The sequence below is a fragment of the Peribacillus sp. Hz7 genome (genome assembly GCF_042136355.1).
Lineage (GTDB): Bacteria > Bacillota > Bacilli > Bacillales > DSM-1321 > Peribacillus > Peribacillus asahii_A.
Genome location: NZ_JBHHJV010000005.1, coordinates 1 through 24,859, shown reverse-complemented (window position 1 = coordinate 24,859; position 24,859 = coordinate 1). Strand labels below are relative to the sequence as shown.

Sequence of the window (24,859 nt, the reverse complement as noted above, 5' to 3'; positions counted from 1 at the left end):
TATAGTATTCCTCTATATTTTAATAGTTGATAAGCTTTCCTTATACCAATTTATTGCTGCTACTATCCCTCGATCAAAACTCCATTCCGGATCATAGCTCAACAATTCTTTTGCATTACTTATGTCAGCATTACTGTGCTTAATATCCCCTTTCCGCTCAGGCCCAAAATTCGGCTTAATGTCTTTTCCAAGTGCTTTACATAATACATCATATATATCAATTAAATATTCTCTACCGCCATATGCTATATTATAAGCTTGTCCAGCAGCTTTATGAGACGCCTTACATGCCTTCAAATTAGCTTCGATTACATTTTCAATGTAAGTAAAATCTCGACTCTGTTTTCCATCTCCATTGATAGTTGGGGGTTCATCATTAAGCAATTGTTTAATAAATTTCGGAATAACTGCTGCATATGCACCATTAGGGTCTTGCCTTCTACCAAATACATTAAAATAACGTAAGCCATAGGTATCAAGACCATATAGTTTCGTATATAATTTTCCATATTCCTCATTTACCATTTTGGTAAGAGCGTAAGGTGACAAAAGATTACCTTCTCTACCTTCTTGTTTAGGAAGATTTGGCTCATCACCGTATACGGATGAACTTGATGCATAGACAAATTTTTTTATTCCATTTTGCCTAGCTGCCTCCATCATATTTAATGTACCTTTTATATTTACCTCTTCATAAAACAAAGGCATCTCAATACTTCTTGGAACGCTCCCCCATGCAGCTTGATTCAAAACATAATCGATACCTTCACAAGCTTTCATACATGTTTCAAGATCACGAATATCTCCCTCAATAAATTCATAGTTAGGGTTGTCTATAAACTCTTCCACATTTTCTTTTGTACCAGTTGAAAAATTATCAAGCCCTTTAACTTGATATCCTAATTTAAGTATTGCTTCTACTAAATTTGAACCAATAAAACCAGCTGATCCAGTCACTAAGAATTTAGTTCCCTCTGGAAACTTTATATTTTCATATCCCATTTTTACAACCTCCCATATAAAAAGCCCGCATTTTCAGCTTCTTTTCTATTAAACATTCCTTTAATGTCCATTAATACACAAGCATTTCTATTAATATCTATATCAAACTCAGATGTTACAGCTACTTCATTCATAACTTCTGAATTAACATCTCCAATTGTTCCAAACATCATTTTTACATCTTCTAACTGAATAGCCTTAAACTCTTCATGTGGAACTGCAAAGATAACTGCGTCCATTTCTTTTATTTCTTCTACTTCAGAAGGATTAATTCTATATTCACGCCAGAGATCTTCTCTATCTGCTACAGGATCAACAACTTTAACTTCTACTCCGTACTCTTCTAATTCTTTAATTACATCTACTACTTTCGTATTTCTAACATCAGGACAGTTCTCTTTGAATGTAACACCAAAGATAGCTACTTTTGAGCCATTTATTTGTTTATTTGCCTTTATCATTTTCTTTACTGTACTTTCAGCTACATACTTACCCATATCGTCATTTATTTTTCTGCCTGAAAGAATGATTTGAGAATAATAACCCATCTGCTCTGCTTTGTATGTTAGGTAGTATGGATCAACACCTATACAGTGGCCACCTACAAGCCCAGGAGAGAATTTAAGGAAGTTCCACTTCGTTCCTGCAGCTTCGAGTACTGCTTTTGTATCAATTCCCATTTTATTAAAAATGATGGCTAACTCATTCATAAAGGCAATATTAATATCACGCTGAGAATTCTCAATAACCTTTGCAGCTTCAGCTACTTTTATACTTTCTGCTTTATATACTCCAACATCTACTACTAACTCATATACCCTTGCAACGATATCTAAAGTCTCTGTATCCATACCTGAAACTACTTTTATAATCGTTTCTAATCTATGTTCTTGATCTCCAGGATTAATTCTTTCTGGAGAATATCCAACTTTAAAATCTTCTCCGCACTTTAGCCCAGACTCTTTTTCCAAAATTGGAACACAAATATCTTCTGTAACACCTGGATAAACAGTAGATTCAAAGACCACAATTGAACCTTTGGTTAAGTTTCTGCCAAGAGTTCGACTTGCTGATTCCACTGGTGTTAAATCTGGTGTGCGATCTTCTTTTACTGGTGTAGGAACTGCTACAATATGGAATTTAGCTTCTCTAAGTTTGGTTTCATCTGAAGTAAAGTCAACAGTTGTATTTTTGATTACTTCATTTCCAACTTCTTTTGTAGGATCAATTCCATTTTTATATAGTTCAATCTTTTGTTTATTTACATCAAAGCCAATTACATCAACCTTTTTTGCAAATGCAACAGCTATAGGCATACCAACATATCCTAGTCCAATTAATGAAATTTTTTCCTGTCTGTTAACAATCATTTCATATAAGTTCATCATCATTTCTCCCTATAAATTGTTGATTTCATCAATATAAGCATTGATTACAATTTTCCGGTCATATTCTTTTTCCATTTTTTTGCGCCCAGCTAGTCCCATCGCTTTCTTTTGATTGTAAGGTAGGTTAATAAATTTAATTATTGCTTCAACTAAACTCTTAACACTTTTAGCATCAAAACCAATACCACTAACATCTTCATCAAAAGTTTCAATACAACCTGGTACTCTTGACGCCAATACAGGGCGACCTGATGATGCAGATTCAAGGAGTACATTAGCTGTCCCTTCATGATATGATGGTAGTATCGTAGCGTAAGATTTCTTAATGAAAGAATGTACATCCTCCTGTTGACCATGGTATTTAATAACACCTAATTTATTTAATTCCCCTAATTGTTGATTATAATCTTCTTCACTAACACCTATTAAATCAAATTGTACATTTGGATAGTCTTCTTTCACCACTTTAGCTGCTTGTATCAATTCTTCTATTCCTTTTGCTTTCATTATACGTCCGATAAAAAGGAAATTAATTTTTTTATCCTCCTCGAGATACTCTTCAAAATTATGTTGTTCTAAATTCACACCCGAACCAGGGATTAACCTTGTCTTAGTCTTAACGATTCTATTATCAATGAAAAACTTTCGATTAGTTTCATTTTGAAAAAATACACACGATGCTTTTTTCAATCCTAGTCTATAAAGCATTAGCGTGATTTTCTGAATTAACCCCTTATTTTCGACTGCTGTACCCATCCCTGTTATGTTTGCAATGTATGGTGTTTTGGTTATTCCACATGCGATACCACCATAGACATTTGGTTTAATTGTATATGTTAAAACAACATCTGGTTTAATACGTTTCATTATTTTTATATAATCAACTAAAAGCTTTAAATCTGTAAATGGATTAGTTCCTCGTCTATCTAGATGAGTATCTACGAATTTACATCCCAAACTTTCTAACTTCGGTACATATTCATCATTAGGTAGCGAAATATAGACTTCATTCTTTTGATTAATTAATTCTTCTAATAATTCTTTTCTAAATTTATATAGACCCATACCGAAATTAGTTAATACAAGAATCTTCATAACTCTAAACTCTCCTAGCCGGAACCCCTACATAGGTTCCAGGTTCAGTTATTTCCTTAACCACCACAGCACCTGCACCAACTTTGCAACTACTAGTAATGTTTACGTTATTACTCACTACACTACCAACCCCTAACCATGATCCTTGTCCAACTTTCACCGTACCAGCTAAATGCACACCTGGTGAAATGTGAACATAATCCTCAATGAAATTATCATGGTCTATTGTAGAACCGGTATTAATAATGCAACCTTTACCTATTCTTGTGCAACAGTTAATAACTACTCCAGCCATAACTACTGTTCCATATGCTAACTCAACTTGTTGCCCGATAACAGCAGTAGGATGAATCAATGTAGGTATACTTGCCCCTTTAGCTTCAAGTTCTGCCTGAATCTTTTCTCTTGTAGCATTGTTACCAACGCCTACAAAGATATCGCAATCGTCTCTATCTTTGAAAGCATCAGATGATTTACCGACCACTTTTATTCCCATTGATGATTTGATGCTTTCGTCATCATCTAGGAAAGCAATACTTTTCCATTTATTCATTTTTAATGCGATATCTGCAACAACTTTCCCATGGCCACTGGCACCAATAATAAGAAGTTTATCTTTCATATCTCTATTCTTTCCTTTTTAGTCCCCTTGAAAGGTTCCATTGTAGCAGCCGTTTCTGAATTAATACCTTCCCTGATAAATACCTTCTTAATAGTTAGAAAAATAATCTTCCAATCCTCAATGAAACTTACATTGTCTACATACTCTACATCGAGATTAAATTTTTCTTCCCAACTAATAGCATTTCTACCACTAACCTGTGCCAAACCAGATAGGCCAGGTCTTACTTCATGTCGTCTTTTTTGATGTTTATTATAAAGAGGCAGATACTGTACCAGTAATGGTCTTGGCCCTATGATAGACATATCACCTTTCAAAATATTAAAAAGTTCAGGTAGCTCGTCCAGTGACGTAGAACGTAGGAACTTACCAAACTTCGTAAGGCGTACACTGTCTGGTAGTAACTCTCCATTCTCATCTCTCTCGTCCGTCATCGTCCTAAACTTATACATCATAAAAATCTTCTCATTCAGTCCGGGTCTCTTTTGTTTAAACAACACTGGACTTCCTAATTTAGTTCTTACAAGTAAAGCCACTACCAAGAGAACAGGACTGAGGAAAATAATAGCTATCAAAGATAATAAAAAATCCATCGGCCTTTTTACAAATCTTCTATAAATACCACCTCTAGAAGGTTTCATTATCTTAACCACAACCCCTTAATAATCTCTACAATTCTCTCCAAATCCCCATCCATCATCTTCGTATCAGATGGCAAACAAACACCATTCTCAAACAGTTTCTCCGATACACCCGTTCCAACAAAATCATACTTCTCAAAGAATGGCTGCATATGCATCGGCTTCCAAACTGGTCTTGATTCGATATTCTCTTTTTCAAGAGCTTCCATAATATCAATTGGTCTAACCTTGCCATATAAGGTCAATGAGCTTAACCAATAGTTCGGTTCATTCCATTCATTGCTAGGCATGAACTCAATACCATCAAGTTCACCAAGTTCTCTCTTATAAAACTGGAAGATATAATTCTTCTTTTCAACTCTCTGATCTAATACCTTAAGCTGGCCTCTACCAATCCCAGCAACTACATTACTCATGCGATAATTAAATCCTAATTCACTATGTTGATAATGTCTTGCTTGGTCTCTACTTTGAGTCGCCCAAAATCTAACTTTTGAAATTCTCTCTTCATTATCTGAAACGAGCATCCCGCCACCTGATGTGGTGATGATTTTGTTCCCATTAAAAGAGAAGATGCCATAATCACCAAAAGTCCCCGTATGCTTACCTTTATAGTAAGTACCTAAAGACTCCGCAGCATCTTCTATTAAGGCAACATTATGCTTCTTACAAAGTTCTACTATTTTATCCATGTCTGCAGATAGACCATAAAGATGAACTACGATTACAGCCTTTACCTCTGGATACTTTTCAAAAGCCTCTTCTAACGCTTTAGGACACATATTCCATGTTTCATAATCACTATCTATAAAAACAGGAATTGCATTTTGATAGATTATTGGATTGGCTGTAGCTGAGAACGTAAGTGATTGACAGAAGACGATATCCCCTTCACCAACTCCTGCTGCTCTCAAGGCTAAATGAAGTGCTCCAGTACCTGATGATAATGCTGCAGCTGCTTTAGATCCAACCTTTTCTGCTAGTTCTTTTTCAAATCCATTCACATTTTCTCCTAAAGGTGCAATCCAATTTGTATCAAAAGCTTCCTTTACATATTGCATTTCATAACCTTCATCACTCATATGTGGCGATGATAGGAATATTCGATCTCCCATTTTTAAAAACTTCCTTCCCCTATCAATTCAATCTATTTATGTAGATTATTTTTTAGTCGCTTAGTACTTAATTGGAACCCCAACTCTTCCAACTAACTACTAACCATCCTAACTATTTCTGGTGCTGGTTTAAAAACGTGAACATTTCCAGGCAAAAATATGCCTCCACATAACCAAAAAATTCAAAGGATGCAAAATGAATATCCTGAAAAACCTCAATCAGGCTTCATCCACATCCTTCAAAGAATTATCATATACTACCCACTAAAGACACTTTCTCACCAAACTTAGTATTAGCAATACCTACTAATATTTCTTTCAACTCTACTGCATCCTTATGAGGCAGCGTCTCAATCATAGAATATAACTCTTCCTTCTCCATCGGTTCCGCCTTCCCAATATGAATCTTAGGAAACACTTGCTCCGCCTGAACCTCGTTCTCATTCAATAGTTCTTCAAACAACTTTTCTCCAGGTCTTATTCCAGAGAATTGAATGCCAATCTCCTCTTCTGTATATCCTGAAAGAGTGATGAGGTTTTGGGCTAAATCCACAATCTTCACCGGCTCTCCCATATCAAGGACAAATACTTCCCCGCCTCGAGCCAGAGCACCAGCTTGAATAACGAGTCGTGAAGCTTCAGGGATTGTCATAAAATATCTTGTCATTTCTGGATGAGTAACCGTGACTGGGCCACCTGCTTGGATTTGCTTTTTAAATAATGGAATAACACTTCCGCGGCTTCCAAGCACATTTCCAAAACGTACAGCCACAAACGTTGTTTTACTTTCTTTTGCTAGGTTTTGAATAATCATTTCCGCAAAACGTTTTGTGGCACCCATCACATTCGGTGGATTAACTGCTTTATCGGTTGAAACAAGAACAAAGCTTTTTACACCAAACGAATCGGCAGCCTCAGCTACGTTCCTCGTACCAAAAATGTTGTTTTTAACAGCTTCCATCGGGTTATATTCCATTAACGGAACATGCTTATGAGCAGCAGCATGATACACAACATCTGGCCGATATTGATTTATGATATCAAAGATTCGATTGCGATCCTGAACATCCGCAATAATCGGGATAATCTCCATATCACCCGCATATTTTTTTCTTAATTCCATATCAATCGTATAAATACTATTTTCACCATGACCTAAAAGAAGTAATGTTTGCGGCTGGAATTTGGATATTTGTCTGCATATTTCCGAACCAATAGACCCGCCAGCACCTGTAACGAGTACCGTTTTTCCTGTTAGTTTTTCCGAAATCGTGCTCATATCTAATTCTACTGGCTCTCGACCAAGTAAGTCTTCCACTTGAACATCTCTCATTTGATTAACAGAAATTTTCCCTGTCACAAGGTCTTCTATTAATGGCATAATCTTCGTCTTCGCTTTTGTTTTTGCACACTCTTCATAGATGCTTTTCATCTCTTGTTTTTGTAATGAAGGAATCGCAATGACAATGTTTTCAATGTTTAATTCTCCTACAATTTGTGGGATATCCTGACTATTCCCTTTTACTTCAATCCCATAGATGTCGAGTTTATACTTTGTAGGATCATCATCAACAAAGGCAACAGGATATAAATCGACATCTGTATTTTTCAATAATTGCTTCGCAACCATTGTTCCCGCTGAACCTGCGCCAACAATTAATGTCCGTTTCTTATCAGGGTTTGGTGCAATAAACCGATCTCGGAAAACCCGCCATGAAAACCGAGAACCACCAATTAAAATGACATGCAACATCCACGTAATGCCTAACACCCGAAAATAAATATCCTGAGTCACAATAAGTTGAACAACAGCTGTCACCGTAATCGAAAACGTAATGGCCTTTACAATCGCTGTTAATTCCCCGACACTTGCATACGCCCATGCTTTTTGATAAAGACGATAAATAATCGCAAATACATGATGGCTTATAAGTAAGGATATTGAACTAATCCATAACATAGGAATCGTATACACATTCATATAGGGGTTTAAAATAAAATATCCAATAAATATTGCAAATAAAACAATGATGGAGTCCAACAGAACTAATAATGGAACCCGCCTTTTATAAACCAATTGCGATCCCTCCTTGACATAAAATATGTTTCATGATTTGACTAAACTTAATTTTCGAATTTCATTTATCAATTGAAGTACTTCGCCTGCATCTATTTCTCATTGTTCTAAGAACATGAAAATTCCAGGTGTTAATATGTATCTTCCCTATGATTATGAGATTAGGTGAAGCTTTCGACGAAATTACTCGCTTGATAGCGCAGCATTGGGATTAATAATTCCTTAACGATACGTTTCCTCTTTTGATACAGCTCAGACCCCAATTACAACATACAATTACTTCTTACTCCCCCCCTATTTCTCGGATATTAATCCTTATAAAATTAAATAGTTAATGAGAAAACACGTTAAACACATCTTCTCTCATTAACCATCTAAAAAAAACCGGATTTTTTTCGATAAATCTATTAAAAAGTTATATATGCTGGACGATAATATAAATAGCATAGTTTAATTTAAATATTCGTAATGAATTCAACCATACAAATAATAAATCAGGCATCTAACCCGTCCTCACACCATACTCTTGACGACAAGCGTCTAAGGATGTAATATGTACTATGTACTATGTAATATGTACTATGTTCATCCCACAGCATGGCCGAGTGCTTCCATTGATAACGGACAGAAAGCATCACCGGTTAGCATATAAAGCTAACGTAAATATGAAGTTTTCTCAAATTAAAAGATTCCTAAGAATTTTTTCTTTTTGATTTTCTCTGGCTCGTCACGATAGACTGCTTTTTCTTGCACAAGCAGTTCAGCATTTTCAGTGAAGTAATAGATGAAATCAACACCGTATTTACGTTCGATCGCATCGAACGCTTCGTTCATTTTAAAGCTACGATTTGTGATGTTGTGAGCATCCGTCGACACGAAATGTGTTAAATTGGCTTCGATTAGTTGCATCGAAAATTTAGCGATATTCTTACCAAAGCCTCCTGCTATACTTGCTGCTGTTACTTGAGTTAATGTTCCGTTCTTCACAAATTCGTATAATAAGTCGGGATTTTGAATGAGTTCCTGATTTCTTTCTGGATGGACGATAATCGGTGTGAGTCCTTCAGATTGGATGTCATATAGCAATTTTGCTGTATAGCGAGGAACATGTGCGGATGGAAGCTCCACAAATAGATATTGACCGCCGTCATTTAGTGTGACAATTTCCCCTTTTTGATAATCTTCTACTAGCTCTCCGTAGATTCTTGGCTCTTGGCCGGGAAGAATGTCTAACGGGATTCCCTTTTCTTTTAATACTTTATTTAATTCAGCGACTCTATGTAAAATATCTTGTTTACGATTTTCATATTTTCCATTCTTATGATGAGGCGTTGCAATGATCTTGGTGATGCCTTGTTGGACAGCTTGTTCGGCCATTGCTAGACTATCTTCCATAGTCTGTGCCCCGTCATCAACACCTGACAATATGTGACAATGAATATCGATCATGACAACGTCTCCTCAAATCATTACTATTTACCTAAATATCACAGCGTAATTTTGACACGAAAATGACAAATTTACCCCTTATTATTTATTACCGTAGTAATAATAATATTGATCATTTTTCTCTGTTTTTTTATTATTTAAAACAACACCTAGTACATTGGCATTGGCTGAATTTAGTAATTCTTTTGCTTTAATCGCTTGGTCATTTTCCGTTTTGCTACTTGAAACGACTAAGATGGTTCCGTCACATTTATTCGCCAAAATTTGTGCATCGGCTACTGCGAGTATTGGTGGTGTATCCATGATGATTATATCAAACTGTTCTAGGCATTGATTGACTAACTCGTCCATCGATTTAGACGCTAATAATTCAGCTGGATTTGGTGGAATCGGTCCACTTGGTAAGACCAATAAATTCGGCTCATCTGTTTTAACAACAGCCTCCATTAATTTTGTCCGTTTCGTTAAGACTGTCGTTAGGCCAGAATTGTTGAGTAAATTAAACGTATAATGAACAGTCGGCTTTCTTAAATCCGAGTCTATAAGCAGCACATTTTTTCCTTGTTGTGCATACACGACAGCCATATTGCCCGCTGTTGTCGATTTTCCTTCTCCCGGACCAGGGGAAGTGACGACGATGGAACGTATGTCTTGGTCAACGGATGAAAATTGGATATTCGTTCGAATCGTTCGGTATTGTTCGGAGATTGGCGATTTCGGATTATATTTAGTAATCAGCTTCCGACTGTTCTCGATGATCTTCTGTTTTTTACTTTTAGCCAACCTTCTCACCTCTTGCACTTTTTTTGCTTCCTGCATCTGCTTCTACGTCAATTTTTGTAATGACTCCAAGTACAGGAAGTTCTAGTAGTTTTTCAATATCTTGTTCGTTTTTGATTGTGTTATCTAAATATTCCAATAGGAACGCGAGTCCGACACCTGCCATCAATCCGACAACAAGGGCAATCGCAATGTTTAAGAGCGGTTGCGGCTTAACTGGAGCCTGATTGTCAGCTACTGTCGCTTTTGCTAGAATCGTAATATTATCGACTTTCATGATTTTCACGATTTCTTTTTGAAAGACTTCTGCTGTTTTATTGGCAATATTCGCTGCCATCTTTGGGCTTTCATCTTGAACGATAATGTTTAAAACTTGCGAATTTTGTTCGCTTGCGACAGAAATTTTCCCATTTAGTTCTTCTGTTGTAATATCAAGCTTAAGATCTTCTTTCACTAAGTCCAAAATAGCGCTGCTTTTAATAATGACGTTATATGTATTAATTAATTGCAAGTTTGTTTGGACTTCATTGTTACTATATAGCGCTTCCTCATTTTTCGACTGATTCACTAGCAACTGAGTAGATGCCTGGTAAATTGGGGTTAGTAAAAAATAACTAATGATTCCGCTCACCATAACAGCCAACACTGTGATACTAATAATAAGGTTTAATCTTTTTCTTAACGTTAAAAACAGTTCTTTTAAGCTAATTGTCTCTTCCATTGCTTCCTCCATCTATCAGATTCAAAACACCTAATATCATAGCATATATAGCATAGTATATTGCCGTTTTTGCAGGGATTTGTCATAATTTAAATGATTTTGTCATGTTTCTTTGTATAATATTATTAAATAGCATTTTTTGATAAAATACTAGAGTGTTTCAAAATATGGGAGGAATTACATATATTTAGGAGAGGAGAACATTTTATTGAAGAATTTTTTATGATTATCGCTACAATTGTTACTTTAGTCCCAGTAAATATGTATTGGAATAATAAAACGATTCACGCTAACGTTGATAAAGCAGCGCAACCGAGTGAAAAAACTCCTGAACAAAACACGCCTGACACCAAAGAATTATTAGCCTACGCTGCAAATTGGCGTTGGTTCACCGGCTATTAACGGTCTAGCTAATCAACTGATAAAATCGATGGAAGATACTTACGGTGACACGGTTCAAATGAGTGAGCAAACCTATGACCTAACTTCTACTGAATTTGTCAATCAAGAGAAACAGAAAGAGCTGATTGAAGCAAAGGCCGATTTAATTCTATTTGAACCTCTTACTTTGAAAGATAACGGACAGGTAGCCATTGATGATTCTCATGCCCATATAAGTACCATCATCCAAGACGTAACGGATGCTAATGAACAGACTACCTTCGTCATTCAGCCACCACACCCTTTGTATAATGCAACCTATTATCCACTTCAAGTAGAGGCATTGAAACAATACGCTACAGACAACAATATCCTCTATCTTGACCATTGGAATAGTTGGTCTGACCAAACTTCTGATGAGACGAAAGCACTATTAACAGAAGATAATGAATTACCAAATAAAGATGGATATAAACTATGGCGTACATATCTTGAAGACTTCTTCATTACACATCCGTAATCACAAAAACAGGACACTTTTCATTGAAAGTGTCCTGTTTTTTTATTCTTCAGCGTGAGAATTTTCATAGGTAGTCTTGTCTGAATTCATTGATATTTCAGGATAAATAGGAATTATCACTTATTTACTAAATAGGTATAATTATACTATAAATAGTGTTAAGTATAGTGAAAGGCAAACTTATTGAAAAATAAGGACGCAAAGCCACAGGTCTAAGGCATACGCTATGATGGCTGGGTTGCCGCAAAAAGGATGATAGATAAGATGCCACTATATCAAATGAAAGAAATTTGGACACCGCTTAAGCTTATTGGGATAAAGTTTTTCAGGTCAGAGAATCATCATATTTATATTAAAATATGGAACAATAGACGTAGAATGATTAAATAACTTTTTCCAAATGGCTGAAATTAGCCTTTTTTGTAGTTTTAAATTGTATTTTATCTCATATATCCATTATTACACTATAAAGCGATGAATTGGAATTTAAAGTCTCGGATTAAAAATATATAATTTTTATATCTATATTGTTGATTTTAGTGAAAAGCAAACTTATTGTAAAGTAAGGATGCAAATTACAGGTCTAACAAGCTAAGAGAAGGATGGAATAACAAACATAAAGTGATTAATTAAGACTAGCGGTGTAAAAGAGCCTATCGTTTTTCCAAATGATAGGCTCTCTTTTTGGTCTTGTTTATCCACAATTTTATCAACAGAATATCCACAATCTGAAAAGTCACTGTGACTTTAAGAAAGCGACTTTAGGTGTCTGACTTCGATACTTCTACCTCCACCTCAAGCGTATGATTCCCGCCATGATAGACGCCTTGAAGCGGGCTGACGTCTGAGTAATCGCGGCCGACGGATAGGCAAATGTGATTGTCGATGGCTTCTACATTGTTCGTTGGATCTAAGCCAACCCAGCCGATGCCTGGGACCATGATTTCTACCCACGCATGTGAGGCAGCACTGCCAACGAGATTAGAATTCTCGCCAACATATAAATAGCCGCTCATGTATCGCGCAGGAATGCCGCGTGCTCGCAGAATCCCTAGCATGACATGGGTATAATCTTGGCAAACTCCTCGTTTTAACTGCAATGATTCAACTGCCTTCGTCTCCACCGTTGTTGCTTCGGTATCATATGTGAACACCTCAAACAAATAGCTCATTAACTGTAGGGCAAATCGAATCGGATTGTCTATATCTCCTACTTTGCGAACGACTTCATCGATTTGGTGCTGTTCCAAATACGTGTAAGCCGTCCGATTTAAAAAGGGTAAATAATGTTCGTGGAATAATTCTGAATGAAAGATTGATTTCATTTCTGGTGAGTAGTCTAGTTGATGAATAAATGGTGTTTTTTGAATGCTGACAACGGATGTTGCCTCTACTTCTAAAATACGATGTTTTTCTGGGATAAAAAAACTTTCTACATAGTTCCCCCATATATCGATATGTTCCTTCGCCATGGAGGTCGGCGTTACTTTTTTACGATAAGACAGCAGACGCTGACATGCATCACTTCTTGGCTTTAAGCGAATCGTATTTAAACTTTGCTGTACATCATCTTCATAATAAAAGGTATTCTTATGTACAATTTCATATTTCATTGTCCATCCACTCCCTAGATGCAAAAATTATTGCTGATTATTAAGAGAGAAGGACCTTTTAACATTTCTACTCTTTCATCTACTTGCATCAGCTTCTATTAAATAATACGTCGTTGAGAAGATTTTGCCAAACTCGATACATTGATTCAGTATATCCGCGATAAACATCTCTAGTTCTTCAAAACTTAGCTGTTGAACACAAACGGCCTCGACTGAAGCGATCAATTCATCTAACGCGGCATACATTCTCCAAGAATAATGCGCCACCTTCTCACTTTCAATCTTCCAAATTACTTCTTTAACATGTTCGATACAATAGTAAATGGAGCGCGGGAACGTCCGGTCAGAAATAAGAAATTCCAGGATAAGCGCCGGATCTTTGAGACGAAATTTCTTTGAATAATCCTGATATCCATTCACTAGTCGAAGAGCAAATTGTCCATCATATTCACTAAAACTCTGACAATCGGAAAACTTCGCCTTTTGGAGCATTACTTTCATAATAAGGGCTGTCTTTTCAGCTCGCTCCAACCACTGCCCAATCTTCATGAAATGATAAGGTAAATCTCGGGACATCATCGAATCAATGATTCCTGTCGATGTCATGGACGTTGTTTTAATATGCCGCAAAAAACTATGAATGTCTTGAAATGAGAACTCTGTATGCGGCCCTTTATTTTGTGAATGTAAATATAGGTCATTCCATACTTCCCATAATTCATTTGGAATCACATCTCGTGTCATGCGTGCATTTTCTCGAACATAAGAGAGTGTATTCGTTAAGGCATTCGAATTCCCATTAGAAAACGCAATATAATCAACGGCCTTGTGCACACGAAGTTCTCCGTAATCCTCTTCATACGCTGATTTCGAACCGCATATATCGATTACCGTCTGCCAATCTTGATAATTCACACTTTCTCTCCCAGACTCTTCTAGCATTTTCACCAATTGAACTTGAAGAATATGAGCATTATTTTCTGTTCGTTCACCGTTTCTAGCCATCCAATATAACGCATCCGCTACGCGACTAAGCATGCTGCATAACCTCCTTTAACACCCATGTGTCCTTACCGCCGCCGCCCTGAGACGAGTTAACGACGAGTGACCCTTTTTTCAGAGCTACTCGTGAAAGTCCCCCAGGTAATACATGCGTTTCTTCCCCTTTCATGACAAAAACACGCAAATCCACATGGCATGGATAAAAATTGCCTTGCTGATAGACTGGAGCTCTGGACAGCTTAATCGTCGGTTGGGCAATGTACTGCTTCGGATTTTCTAAAATTTTAGAGCGGAATGTTTCAATTTCTTCTTCTGATGCATGCGGTCCAATTAACATATCGTATCCACCTGAAGCACCGACATTTTTCACAACAAGCTCATGTAAATGCTCAAGCACCCACTCCCGCTGCTTCGGATCGCTCAAAATATATGTTTCGACGTTTTGAATAATCGGTTCTTCTTTTAAATAATAACGAATCATATCAGGAACATATGTATACATTGCTTTATCATCAGCCACTCCATTACCGACGGCATTTAAAATGGCGACATTTCCTTGTTTATAAGCGTCTATTAAACCTGGAACACCTAGCAGAGAGTCCTCACGAAATGCTTTTGGGTCCAAGAAATCATCATCAATTCGACGATAAATAATGTCGACCCGTTTTAAACCTTGAATCGTCTTCATATAGACAACGTTATCTTTTACAATCAAATCCCGCCCTTCCACAAGCGCAATATTCATTTGCTGCGCGAGAAAAACATGATCATAATAAGCGGAATTGTACATACCTGCTGTTAGCAATACAGCGCGAGGTTCGGTATGTTTCTTCATATTAGATGGGATATGTGAAAGCAGGGCAGATTGAAGATGGGTAATTTGATCTTCCAGCGAACAAAGAGAGTGTCTTGAGAAAAACTCTGGATACACTTGCCGCATAACAAATCGATTTTGAAAGACGTAAGAAATGCCCGAAGGATTGCGTAAATTATCTTCAAGTACACGATATGTCCCTTGTTCATCTCTTATTAAATCAATCCCTGCTAGGAAAATGTGGTTTTTCAAGGGGAATTGAGTGCCGCTTACCTGCTTATAATAGTATGGATTTTGTTCTACAAGTTCTCTCGGAATAATGCCATCATTGAGTATGTGTTGATCATGATAAATATCTTCTAAAAATAAATTAAGCGCCTCGACGCGTTGTTTCATTCCTTTTTCAATCGTCTCCCAAGCATCAGCTGGAATAATAATCGGAACGCAATCAAAAGGCATTGTCCGCTCCGTTCCGCCCTCTTCTCCATACACGGTAAAGGTAATACCCTGTCTCAGAAAGCTAGATTGTGCTGTTTCGTGCTTTTCTTTAAACTCTTCTTCTGACAACCTTTGCAGTACAGAATGAAATTGCCGATAATGCTCTTTTGGCTCACCATTTTCCTGCAACATTTCATCATAATAATGACCTGTCTTGTACGGTTCAAACATGAATACTCGCCTCCGATGTTAAATGTTAGGTGTTATAACATACAGGTTAGTAATACGACAAAAGATACAGAATACCTTCTTTTTCCAACTAAAAAAGAACTAACTATTCAAATAATTAATAACTTTCCCACAATTTATTCACAACTCAAAAAGTCACTGTGACTTTCACACACCAAAAGATGCACCCAAACGGATGCACCTTCCTTTTAGGAGTAGATATCAACAGAGTTATCCACATGTTATGCACATTTCGAAAAGTCACTGTGACTTATTTTGACACGTTTTTGATTCTACCCTCTATTTCCGGATCCACCGTCTTCAACCCACTCACATACTCACTGAAGTTCTCCCAGTCAGCTAGGCCGATGTCGGTGACGCGTCCTTGTTCATAGGCTTTTTGGAAAACGGTGAAGCCATCTCCGCCTTTTGCGGTAAAGGCATTTGTAGCAACAACGTATTCACTGGATAACTGCAACTCTGAGTACGAACCGCCTTGTAGCACTTCTACTTTCTGAACACGGCTGCCCGCAGGCTTACTGCTGTCAAACGTGAACTCCAAACCTGATACATGTAAAAAGCCGCCGCTTTCTTTCGGCACTTGACTAACGCTATGTTCTAACGCTTGGATAATCTCTGATCCTGTGAGTTTCACTGTTGCTAATGTGTTTCCGAATGGTAATACCGTTAACACATCGCCTAACGTAATCTCTCCTTGGTCAATCGGAGCGCGGATTCCGCCGCCATTTTGGAACGCAATCACTGTATCTTTATTGAACTGTTTTGCTTTACTCAACATAGCATCCGTAATTAAATTGCCGAGCTCTGTTTCATTTTTGCGTACACTCGGCTTCTTCTCATCCCCGGAATCACGAGGATTATCTAGGGCTCGAACGGCAGTTGCTCCAACTGGCGTGTTTTTCACTTCTTCTATTTTCGCTGAATACGTTCTTAACAATGCGGCCGCTTCGGGGTCTTCTTGCTTATCCGCTAGTTTAATCAGTTGACCGGCTTGGCCGACAACTTGCCCCTTCTTATCAAATTCAACATCGACCGTTCCTAAGTAATCACTATATTGATAGGCCTGAACAATAACAGTCGGCGCTTTCGTTTTCCCTTTTTCATCTTTATTGACGACGACAGGTTGATCTAATTGTGTATGGCTATGCCCGCCAACAATGACATCAATGCCGTCCACTCCGGTCGCTAATGTGAGGTCATTGTCGTACGCTGGATTGTCATCATACCCAATATGAGTCACAGCGACAATCTTATTTACGCCTCGTTTTTCAAAAGCTGCAACGGCTTTTTCCGCTTCTTCTTTATAATTCTCAAACTCAACGTTTCCAGGACTCGAAATAGCCTTCGTTTCCTCTGTCGTTAAGCCGAAGATTCCAACCTTTTCACCGTTTACTTCTTTAATGATTCCATTATAAATCTGACCATCCCTCGGCTTGGACGTAACGGAATCCTTAAACAACCCTTTCAGCTTGTCGTCTTTTCTAAAATTCACATTGGAGCTGACAAATGAAAACTCAGCTCCCTTCACAAACTGGGCTAATGCTTCATGTCCCTCAGCCGTTGAACCTAAATCGAATTCATGATTGCCGAATGTCATTACATCGTATTTCATTAAGTTCATAAACCGCAGATCAGCTTGTCCTTTAAATTCATTAAAATATAACGTACCTGTTAGCACATCACCTGCATCGACTAAAAGAGCAGCTGGTTTACTCGCACGTACTTCCTTCACTGCCGTTACCCGTTTCGCGACATTATCAAGATGAGCATGCGTATCGTTCGTGTGCATTAAAGATAAGGTGAACTTTTCCTTTGCATCATACTTCGCCTTTACAGCTTGTACATATTGATGAATCGCTTGACCAAGCACCGAGGTTTTATCGACTTTTTCAAGCTGAGTAGCAACGGCTGTCATCCGTTTTTCTGCCGTTTGTAATTTTCCTTTTTCAATTAAATCCTCTGCTTGTGCGTAGTAATAATATACTTTTATATCGCCTGCTAACGCTTGTTTCGTCGCTTTTGTGAATTGATTGGAGAGAAGTGCTTCAATTTTGGCACCATATACGGTATTTTTAATCGCTTTATCGGCTTTTTTTACAGCTTCCTGCAGTGCTTCATATCGTTTGATTACTTGATTCGGCTTCTGATTCACCACTGCCTGCTCGAGTGCTTTTACTGCTTTATCATTCGCAGCTTTTGCCTTCTCAGCTGCTTTGTAGCCTTTGACATATCCTTCTGCACGCGTGATGTACTTGTTGTATGCTTCAATTTCTTTGTACCGAGCTTCTTTTTGTTTTTTGGATAAATCGGATTTTTTAATGGCCGCGTTGATGTCTTTTTTTGCTTTTTTCGCGGCTTTAATTTCTTTTTCAACCGTTGCTACGGAGGCTAATGTCGTCGTGTTAAAATATGTGTTATAAGGTTTCTTCATAGTAGATTTCGCTGATTGAATCTTGCTTTTGAGGCTATCTGCCGCTTCTGACTGCGCCGGAGCAACCGTCGTAATCACACTTCCGGCGACTGCCGCAGCCATTGCCACTTTAAACATCTTCTTGTTCCCCATACTGGTACATCCCCCTTATAAATAGAATTTCCCTATCTCTTATGATACGATGAAATAGGCAAATAAAAGCCTTTCAATACAAAATTTTACATTAATTTACATGAAAAATATATCCACAAGTGGCCGAGGTGTTTCCAATGGAAAATAAAGACCAATTGCGAGAAGAATTGAAAACGATTGAAAAATGGGAGAAAGATCAAAAAGGATTGTTTTTTTGGGAGAAGCTAGGGCGCATCCCTTTTATGATGCTGGACAAAGTGACGCCTAAGTTTCTTCATAACAAAATAAACGATTTACTAGATGAAGTTGCGAATTATATCGACACTGGCGGTCAATATTTAGTGAATAATGATGCTACACTAGATAAAGCGTCTAAACTATTAGCCTCCGATGGAAAACTTACATTAGAAGATGTTCAAACATTCCCTCTTGAGAATATGGATAAAGTCGCAAATGCTTTTATCGCGACAAGAGCGAAAAATGCCCAAATTCAAGGAGCGACTACCGGAATTGGCGGGATATTTACGTTAGCTATCGATATTCCGCTTATTCTAGGATTAACATTAAAAACAATTCAAGAAGTAGCTGTCGCCTATGGGTATGACCCAACAGATAAAGAAGAACGAATCTTTATGGTCAAATGCATGCAATTCACGTCATCCGATGTCGTAGGAAAAAAAGCTATATTAGAAGAATTGACAGCTCCAAAAAGAGAGCAAGGCTTCTCCCAACTACAAGGATGGCGAGAAGTATTTATGACGTACCGAGATAATTTTGGCTGGAAGAAGCTTTTTCAAATGATTCCAATTGCCGGGATGATTTTCGGAGCGTATATGAACAAAACAGCAATTCAAGATGTTGGCGAAGCCGCGAATATGCTGTATAAAAAAAGACGAGTGTTGGAGCGGCTAGAACGATTGGACAATCTAGATCTACTAATCACAGATAAAAAGGAGCCTACTACATGATTAACGTTTTATTTGTTTGCCTCGGAAACATTTGCCGTTCACCGATGGCCGAAGCAATCTTTCGTGACTTACTTGAAAAAGAACAGTTAAGCGACAAAATAACGGTCGATTCAGCGGCCACAAGTTCATGGCATACTGGAAGTCCTCCGCATAAAGGCACGGTGACGATTTTAAAAAAATATAACATCTCATCAGCAGGCCTTGCCGGACGCCAGCTGCAAAAAGAAGACTTTGAGAAATTCGAGTATATTGTAGGGATGGATGAAAGTAACGTTGCGAACATTTACGAAATGACAGGCCAACCTAATCATCCCAAAATTATCCGTCTACTCGACTTAACGGACCATAAAAAAGATGTCCCGGACCCTTACTATACAGGGGATTTCCAGGAAACCTTTGACCTTGTCACAGACGGCTGCCAAGCTTTACTTGAGAAGATTCGGATTGAGCATAACGTAACGGAATAATAAAAAAAAAGGAAATCCCGCGAATATGAGCGGGATTTCCTTTTTTTCTAAATCTGTACCCACTTTTGAGATTGATTCATACAATTAATTTAGGCGAAATAAACGTGTAGAAAAGAAGGTGTAACAGCATTGAACAGTGAACTTGAACAAGAAAAACAACTTATTCGTGCCATTCAGCGTGATATTAGCGTCGCCACAGCTTCCTTATTACTAACAGGCCAAATTACATTAAGAGGAGTGTTTGTTACACCAGGGTCTTTTCGTTTATCTTTAGCCGGCCCGCTCACAGGTACAGAAAGATTAGAAGGGAAAAACGGAAATAAGGTGGCAACCGCCTTTCTTGATATCCTTGATATTTCAATCGCTATTTTACTATTAAAAGGTTCTATTGTAGTAGAAGGAACCTTTATCGGAGCAAGAGAATTTACACTTGTTGTAAGCGGCCCTATATTTGGAATGCCCATCCCTGAACCGTCTCTTCCAGACCTAAAAGACGATTATACTTTATATAAAAAAGTCATCACTAATCAGTTTCATTTTAATCCATAATTCAAAAAAGGAATGGTGAATATGTCTCTAACCGATATTCCAACCATCAGTCCATCAACAGTCGGAATCTTCCTTATCGCACTCCCCATCATTCTATTTATCTTTTTCTTTACTCAACCTAAACAGAGTGATTTGGAACAACTTAGATAGATTTACAATTCAAAATAGGGAAGCGTGAGGAATTCCGATTTCCTCACGCTTCCCCGACAAGGAGGTTTGACCAAGCTTATTTACCGGGCACCTCAATCATAATCGCGTCCCCTTGACCGCCGCCAGAACAAATTGCTGCGATCCCTATACCGCCGCCTCGGCGTTTCAATTCATAAGCAAGAGTTAAAATAACACGTGCGCCACTGGCACCGATTGGATGGCCAAGAGCGACTGCACCGCCGTTGACATTTACTTTTTCCGGATCAAGTCCAGCTATTTGATTGCTTACAAGTGCAACAGCAGCAAAAGCTTCATTAATTTCAAATAAGTCAATATCCGCAACCGTTTTTCCTGTTTTATTTAAAAGCTTATTTATAACAAGACCCGGTGTTTGCGGGAAGTTTCCAGCCTCTACCGCAACCTCTGCATGAGCTATTACTGTAGCGAGAACATCTTTGTTTTCTTTTCTGGCACGTTCATCACTCATGAGTACAAGCGCAGCAGCACCATCGTTAATACCAGGTGCGTTACCTGCTGTAATCGTGCCCTCTTTACTAAAGGCCGGACGCAATTTTGCTAGTACATCTTTCGTAGTTTCCTTACGCGGGGCTTCATCTTTTTCTACAATAATCGGATTGCCCTTCTTCTGAGGCACTTCCACTGCTACGATTTCTTCTGCAAGCTTCCCAGCTTCTATTGCTTCAAGTGCCAGCCTGTGACTTCGGACAGCCCACTCATCCTGCAAGTCACGTGACAACCCGAATTCTGTTGCTGTGCTGTCCCCGTAATTCCCCATGTGTACACCGGTGAAACTGCACGATAGACCATCATGAATCATCAAATCCACCATTGGCGTGTCACCCATGCGGATCCCCCAGCGGGATTTAGGCACAGCATAAGGGGTGTTCGACATCGATTCCATGCCACCGGCGAGAATGACTTCTTCATCACCTGAACGAATAATCTGATCAGCAAGTGTCACACTGCGAAGACCTGAGGCACATACTTTATTAATTGTTTCCGTTTTAACATCCCATGGAATACCAGCTGCACGTGCGGCTTGGCGGGAAGGAATTTGCCCCTGCCCAGCCTGCAGGACATTACCGAAAATAACCTCACCGATTTCTTCCGGTTTCACGTCCGCACGATTAAGTGCTTCTTTCATTGCAATTCCGCCAAGCTCTGATGCACTCAATGATGAAAGTGCACCGCCAAATTTTCCAAAAGGTGTTCGTGCCCCATCTACAATTACCGTTCTTGACATAGAATCATCTCCTTTTTTTAGTTTACTGCTACAAGCTCAGGAGCTACAGAAAACTCTGATTCTGTATTTGCTCTTACTTCTTCAACAGAAACATTCCCTTGCGTTTCGACTAGAACCATCCCTTCAGGAGTAAAATCAAAAACAGCCAAATCAGTAATTAATCGGTTCACCACTTGCTGACCAGTCAATGGAAGTGTACATGCCTTTTTCACTTTGGATTCTCCATGTTTATTCACATGCTCCATAATCACTACCACACGTTTTGCTCCGTTGACAAGGTCCATCGCGCCGCCCATACCTTTTACCATTTTCCCAGGAATCATCCAGTTCGCTAAATCCCCTTGTTCTGACACTTCCATTCCCCCAAGAATAGCAAGGTCAATATGGCCTCCGCGAATCATAGCAAATGACTCTGCGCTGTCAAAAAATGAGGAACCCGGAACGACAGTCACTGTTTCTTTTCCAGCATTGATTAAATCCGCATCTTCCTCACCTGCTACTGGATATGGCCCAATACCGAGCAGACCATTTTCCGATTGAAGCAACACATCGCAATCATCTGGAATTTCATTTGCAATAAGTGTCGGCAGGCCAATACCTAAGTTAACATTCATGCCATCTTTAATTTCCTGAACTGCTCTTTTTACAATATCAAAACGTTTATCGCTCATATTCAGACACTCCATTCCTTTAAAAAATTTTAAGCTTTTGCAACCGTCCGTCGTTCAATGCGTTTTTCATAATTCGACCCAATCAATAAACGTTGTACATAAACGCCTGGTGTATGGATTTCATCTGGATCTAGTTCACCAGGTTCTACAATTTCCTCTACTTCTGCAATCGTTATTTTTCCCGCCATCGCTGCAAGTGGATTAAAGTTGCGAGCGGTCTTTCGGTACACGAGGTTACCAAATTTATCTGCTTTCCATGCTTTTACAAGTGCGAAGTCCCCTACAATTCCTCGTTCTAAAAGATATTTCTTCCCGTCAAAAATCTTCGTTTCTTTTCCTTCTTCAATTGGTGTACCGACTCCTGTTGCTGTATAGAAACCAGGGATGCCTGCACCGCCAGCTCGCATTCGCTCTGCAAGTGTACCTTGAGGAGTCAATTCGACTTCCAATTCTCCGCTCAAATACTGCTGTTCAAAAATTTTATTTTCTCCAACATAAGAAGCGACCATTTTCTTGATTTGCTTATTCGCAAGCAACAGTCCAAGTCCCCAGTCATCGACCCCGCAATTATTACTAACAACCGTCAAATCCTTTGTTCCTTGCTCTTTAAGAGCCTGAATGGAATACTCCGGAATACCTGAAAGACCAAAACCGCCCACAATAATCGTTGAACCATCCTTAATATCTGAAACCGCTTCCAAGAAGGAATTCATTACTTTGCTGTTTTTCATCTGGCTCCCCCTCCAACACTTTGAATATTTGGAATAATTTATTTATTTACAGTTTACATTTCTATTCTCTATAAGTAAAATACATAAAAGGAATACAGATTATGAAAATAAGGAATAAATAGGAGAACATGATGGAATTACGAGACATAAACTCATTTATCGAAGTCGCTAATCATAAAAGTTTTACAAAAGCTGCTGCCCATTCCTACTTAACGCAACCTTCTTTAAGTAAAGCTATAAAGAAATTAGAGGAGGAACTTCATGTTGAACTGTTTGATCGCTCAACGAGACATTTACGACTGACAGATGCAGGGCAGATTGTATACCAGCAGGGGCAAAAAGTACTAGCAGCAGTGTCCGAATTGGATGTACTTTTAGAGGAGCTCATGGATATTACAGCAGGTACAATTAAAATCGGAATTCCTCCTCTGATTGGCACGCTTTTTTTCCCTGATATTGCTCGCCTCTTCAATCAAAAATATCCAAAAGTATCCCTTGAGCTGACTGAGCTCGGGGCCAAATTGATTCGCCAGCTTGTCGAAGATGGACAGGTGGATCTCGGTATCGTTGTCATGCCAGCTAATGAGAAAAAATTCAATATTCACCCGTTTATTGAAGATGAATTCGTTTTATATCTTCACGAAGATCATCCACTCGCCCATAAACAGTCTATTTCTTTGAGTGAACTAAGAGACGAAAGGTTCATCTTATTTTCAAAAGACTTTACTTTACACGACCACGTTATCCAAGCATGTGAAAACCATGGATTCACCCCAACGATCTCTTATCAAAGCTCACAGTGGGATTTAATCGTCGGACTCGTCTCATCAAAACTTGGTATCACGTTACTGCCAAGATTAATTTATGACAAACAAACTAACAGCAATGTCAAAATCATACCGATTGAAGAAAACTCCACTCTCCTTTGGAAGCTCGGGATTATTACTAAAAAAGGTGCCTATCATTCTTTTGCATTAAAAGAGTTATTGAAGATGTTAGGTGAGGAAGAGTGATTTTTAAGGATAATGATGCGCGGAGGAAAGGGCTGTCTAAAAAATGAGGGATATTTTCCTTGTCTGATTGCTGGAGTTTGTTCTTCATTGCTCTGGTGAAGGACATTTCTCTTGCTGGATTTCTCAGTTTTGTCCTTCATGCCCCGGATGAAGGACACTTTCCTTGTCTAATTTCCGGATTTTGTCCTTCATGACCCGGATGAAGGACATTTTCCTGGCTCATTTTCTTGATTTTGGCCTTCATGACTCTGATGAAGGACATTTCGCTGGCTCAATTTCTCGGTTTTGACCTTCATGACTCTGATGAAGGACATTTCACTGGCTCGTTTTCTTGATTTTGGCCTTCATGACCCCGATGAAGGACATTTCCCTGGCTCATTTCCTTGATTTTGTCCCTCATAACCCCGATGAAGGACATTTCCCTGGCTCATTTTCTCGATTTTGTCCCTCATGACCCCGATGAAGGACATTTCGCTGGCTCATTTTCTCGATTTTGTCCCTCATGACCCCGATGAAGGACATTTCGCTGGCTCGTTTTCTCGATTTTGTCCCTCATGACCCCGATGAAGGACATTT

The 24,859-nt window shown here is 38.5% G+C and carries 23 protein-coding genes and 2 riboswitches; of the genes, 6 read left to right on the top strand and 17 right to left on the bottom strand.

Annotated elements, in window-relative coordinates; translation table 11 throughout:
• Nucleotides 1-12: 12 nt before the first annotated feature.
• The 10 genes from ACE199_RS09015 to ACE199_RS08970 form a co-directional block, all read right to left on the bottom strand.
• The gene (locus ACE199_RS09015; RefSeq protein ID WP_375349455.1) at nucleotides 13-1,002 is read right to left on the bottom strand and encodes an SDR family oxidoreductase; all 990 of its coding nucleotides are present in this window, start codon (nucleotides 1,000-1,002) and stop codon (nucleotides 13-15) included.
• 2 nt (nucleotides 1,003-1,004) lie between these two features.
• Nucleotides 1,005-2,387, bottom strand: a complete 1,383-nt coding sequence (locus ACE199_RS09010; protein ID WP_375349454.1) for a nucleotide sugar dehydrogenase — start codon at nucleotides 2,385-2,387, stop codon at nucleotides 1,005-1,007.
• Nucleotides 2,388-2,399: 12 nt separating this feature from the next.
• Entirely contained in the window at nucleotides 2,400-3,485 is a 1,086-nt protein-coding gene (locus ACE199_RS09005; RefSeq protein WP_375349453.1) for a glycosyltransferase family 4 protein, read from the bottom strand.
• 4 nt (nucleotides 3,486-3,489) lie between these two features.
• Nucleotides 3,490-4,107 carry an acetyltransferase gene (locus ACE199_RS09000; protein WP_375349452.1) on the bottom strand — a complete coding sequence of 206 codons (618 nt, stop codon included), beginning with the start codon at nucleotides 4,105-4,107 and terminating at the stop codon, nucleotides 3,490-3,492.
• Nucleotides 4,104-4,748 carry a sugar transferase gene (locus ACE199_RS08995; RefSeq protein ID WP_375349451.1) on the bottom strand — a complete coding sequence of 215 codons (645 nt, stop codon included), beginning with the start codon at nucleotides 4,746-4,748 and terminating at the stop codon, nucleotides 4,104-4,106. The genes ACE199_RS09000 and ACE199_RS08995 overlap by 4 nt, the downstream gene beginning before the upstream one ends.
• On the bottom strand, nucleotides 4,748-5,863 hold the full coding sequence (locus ACE199_RS08990; RefSeq protein WP_375349450.1) for a DegT/DnrJ/EryC1/StrS family aminotransferase: 1,116 nt from the start codon (nucleotides 5,861-5,863) through the stop codon (nucleotides 4,748-4,750). Before ACE199_RS08990 ends, ACE199_RS08995 begins: the two co-directional genes overlap by 1 nt.
• Nucleotides 5,864-6,113: 250 nt before the next feature.
• The gene (locus ACE199_RS08985) at nucleotides 6,114-7,940 is read right to left on the bottom strand and encodes a polysaccharide biosynthesis protein (RefSeq protein WP_375349449.1); all 1,827 of its coding nucleotides are present in this window, start codon (nucleotides 7,938-7,940) and stop codon (nucleotides 6,114-6,116) included.
• Nucleotides 7,941-8,621: 681 nt separating this feature from the next.
• On the bottom strand, nucleotides 8,622-9,389 hold the full coding sequence (locus tag ACE199_RS08980; RefSeq protein WP_375349448.1) for a tyrosine-protein phosphatase: 768 nt from the start codon (nucleotides 9,387-9,389) through the stop codon (nucleotides 8,622-8,624).
• An 81-nt stretch (nucleotides 9,390-9,470) separates the two neighbouring features.
• Nucleotides 9,471-10,208 (bottom strand): CpsD/CapB family tyrosine-protein kinase, encoded by a 738-nt coding sequence (locus ACE199_RS08975; RefSeq protein ID WP_375349447.1) that lies wholly within the window; start codon nucleotides 10,206-10,208, stop codon nucleotides 9,471-9,473.
• The gene (locus tag ACE199_RS08970) at nucleotides 10,165-10,890 is read right to left on the bottom strand and encodes a YveK family protein (RefSeq protein WP_375349446.1); all 726 of its coding nucleotides are present in this window, start codon (nucleotides 10,888-10,890) and stop codon (nucleotides 10,165-10,167) included. Before ACE199_RS08970 ends, ACE199_RS08975 begins: the two co-directional genes overlap by 44 nt.
• Nucleotides 10,891-11,112: 222 nt before the next feature.
• Between ACE199_RS08970 and ACE199_RS08965 the strand changes: the two genes are divergently transcribed.
• Both ACE199_RS08965 and ACE199_RS08960 read left to right on the top strand, forming a co-directional pair.
• Nucleotides 11,113-11,292: a hypothetical protein gene (locus ACE199_RS08965; RefSeq protein WP_375349445.1), complete on the top strand. Its 180-nt coding sequence runs from the start codon at nucleotides 11,113-11,115 to the stop codon at nucleotides 11,290-11,292.
• A 28-nt stretch (nucleotides 11,293-11,320) separates the two neighbouring features.
• The gene (locus ACE199_RS08960) at nucleotides 11,321-11,791 is read left to right on the top strand and encodes an SGNH/GDSL hydrolase family protein (RefSeq protein ID WP_375349444.1); all 471 of its coding nucleotides are present in this window, start codon (nucleotides 11,321-11,323) and stop codon (nucleotides 11,789-11,791) included.
• 163 nt (nucleotides 11,792-11,954) lie between these two features.
• Nucleotides 11,955-12,037, top strand: a riboswitch (cyclic di-GMP riboswitch).
• 289 nt (nucleotides 12,038-12,326) lie between these two features.
• Nucleotides 12,327-12,406: riboswitch (cyclic di-GMP riboswitch) on the top strand.
• Nucleotides 12,407-12,552: 146 nt separating this feature from the next.
• Here the strand turns inward: ACE199_RS08960 and ACE199_RS08955 are convergent.
• From ACE199_RS08955 to ACE199_RS08940, 4 genes are all read right to left on the bottom strand, one after another.
• Nucleotides 12,553-13,404, bottom strand: coding sequence for a transglutaminase family protein (locus ACE199_RS08955; RefSeq protein ID WP_375349443.1), 852 nt, complete (start codon nucleotides 13,402-13,404; stop codon nucleotides 12,553-12,555).
• Nucleotides 13,405-13,479: 75 nt separating this feature from the next.
• Nucleotides 13,480-14,442: an alpha-E domain-containing protein gene (locus ACE199_RS08950; protein WP_375349442.1), complete on the bottom strand. Its 963-nt coding sequence runs from the start codon at nucleotides 14,440-14,442 to the stop codon at nucleotides 13,480-13,482.
• Nucleotides 14,435-15,889, bottom strand: a complete 1,455-nt coding sequence (locus ACE199_RS08945) for a circularly permuted type 2 ATP-grasp protein (RefSeq protein ID WP_375349441.1) — start codon at nucleotides 15,887-15,889, stop codon at nucleotides 14,435-14,437. The genes ACE199_RS08950 and ACE199_RS08945 overlap by 8 nt, the downstream gene beginning before the upstream one ends.
• A 268-nt stretch (nucleotides 15,890-16,157) precedes the next feature.
• Nucleotides 16,158-18,470 (bottom strand): bifunctional metallophosphatase/5'-nucleotidase, encoded by a 2,313-nt coding sequence (locus tag ACE199_RS08940; protein WP_375349440.1) that lies wholly within the window; start codon nucleotides 18,468-18,470, stop codon nucleotides 16,158-16,160.
• Nucleotides 18,471-18,607: 137 nt separating this feature from the next.
• On the opposite strand from ACE199_RS08940, the gene ACE199_RS08935 reads away from it, so the two are divergent.
• The 3 genes from ACE199_RS08935 to ACE199_RS08925 all read left to right on the top strand — a co-directional run bounded on the left by ACE199_RS08935 (nucleotide 18,608) and on the right by ACE199_RS08925 (nucleotide 20,454).
• A complete protein-coding gene (locus ACE199_RS08935; RefSeq protein ID WP_375349439.1) occupies nucleotides 18,608-19,438 on the top strand; it encodes an EcsC family protein in 831 nt (276 codons plus the stop codon).
• Nucleotides 19,435-19,905 (top strand): low molecular weight protein-tyrosine-phosphatase, encoded by a 471-nt coding sequence (locus ACE199_RS08930; protein ID WP_375349438.1) that lies wholly within the window; start codon nucleotides 19,435-19,437, stop codon nucleotides 19,903-19,905. The genes ACE199_RS08935 and ACE199_RS08930 overlap by 4 nt, the downstream gene beginning before the upstream one ends.
• Before the next feature lie 129 nt (nucleotides 19,906-20,034).
• On the top strand, nucleotides 20,035-20,454 hold the full coding sequence (locus tag ACE199_RS08925; RefSeq protein WP_375349437.1) for a hypothetical protein: 420 nt from the start codon (nucleotides 20,035-20,037) through the stop codon (nucleotides 20,452-20,454).
• A 226-nt stretch (nucleotides 20,455-20,680) separates the two neighbouring features.
• Here ACE199_RS08925 and ACE199_RS08920 read toward each other — a convergent pair whose 3' ends face one another.
• Genes ACE199_RS08920 through ACE199_RS08910 form a run of 3 tightly spaced genes read right to left on the bottom strand, consistent with a single transcriptional unit; the run spans nucleotide 20,681 to nucleotide 23,270 of the window.
• On the bottom strand, nucleotides 20,681-21,868 hold the full coding sequence (locus ACE199_RS08920) for an acetyl-CoA C-acetyltransferase (protein WP_375349436.1): 1,188 nt from the start codon (nucleotides 21,866-21,868) through the stop codon (nucleotides 20,681-20,683).
• Nucleotides 21,869-21,885: 17 nt separating this feature from the next.
• A complete protein-coding gene (locus ACE199_RS08915; protein WP_375349435.1) occupies nucleotides 21,886-22,539 on the bottom strand; it encodes a 3-oxoacid CoA-transferase subunit B in 654 nt (217 codons plus the stop codon).
• A 29-nt stretch (nucleotides 22,540-22,568) separates the two neighbouring features.
• Nucleotides 22,569-23,270, bottom strand: coding sequence for a CoA transferase subunit A (locus ACE199_RS08910; protein ID WP_375349434.1), 702 nt, complete (start codon nucleotides 23,268-23,270; stop codon nucleotides 22,569-22,571).
• 131 nt (nucleotides 23,271-23,401) lie between these two features.
• Here ACE199_RS08910 and ACE199_RS08905 point away from each other — a divergent pair, with 131 nt between their 5' ends.
• The gene (locus ACE199_RS08905) at nucleotides 23,402-24,283 is read left to right on the top strand and encodes a LysR family transcriptional regulator (protein WP_375349659.1); all 882 of its coding nucleotides are present in this window, start codon (nucleotides 23,402-23,404) and stop codon (nucleotides 24,281-24,283) included.
• The last annotated feature ends 576 nt before the right edge of the window (nucleotides 24,284-24,859 follow it).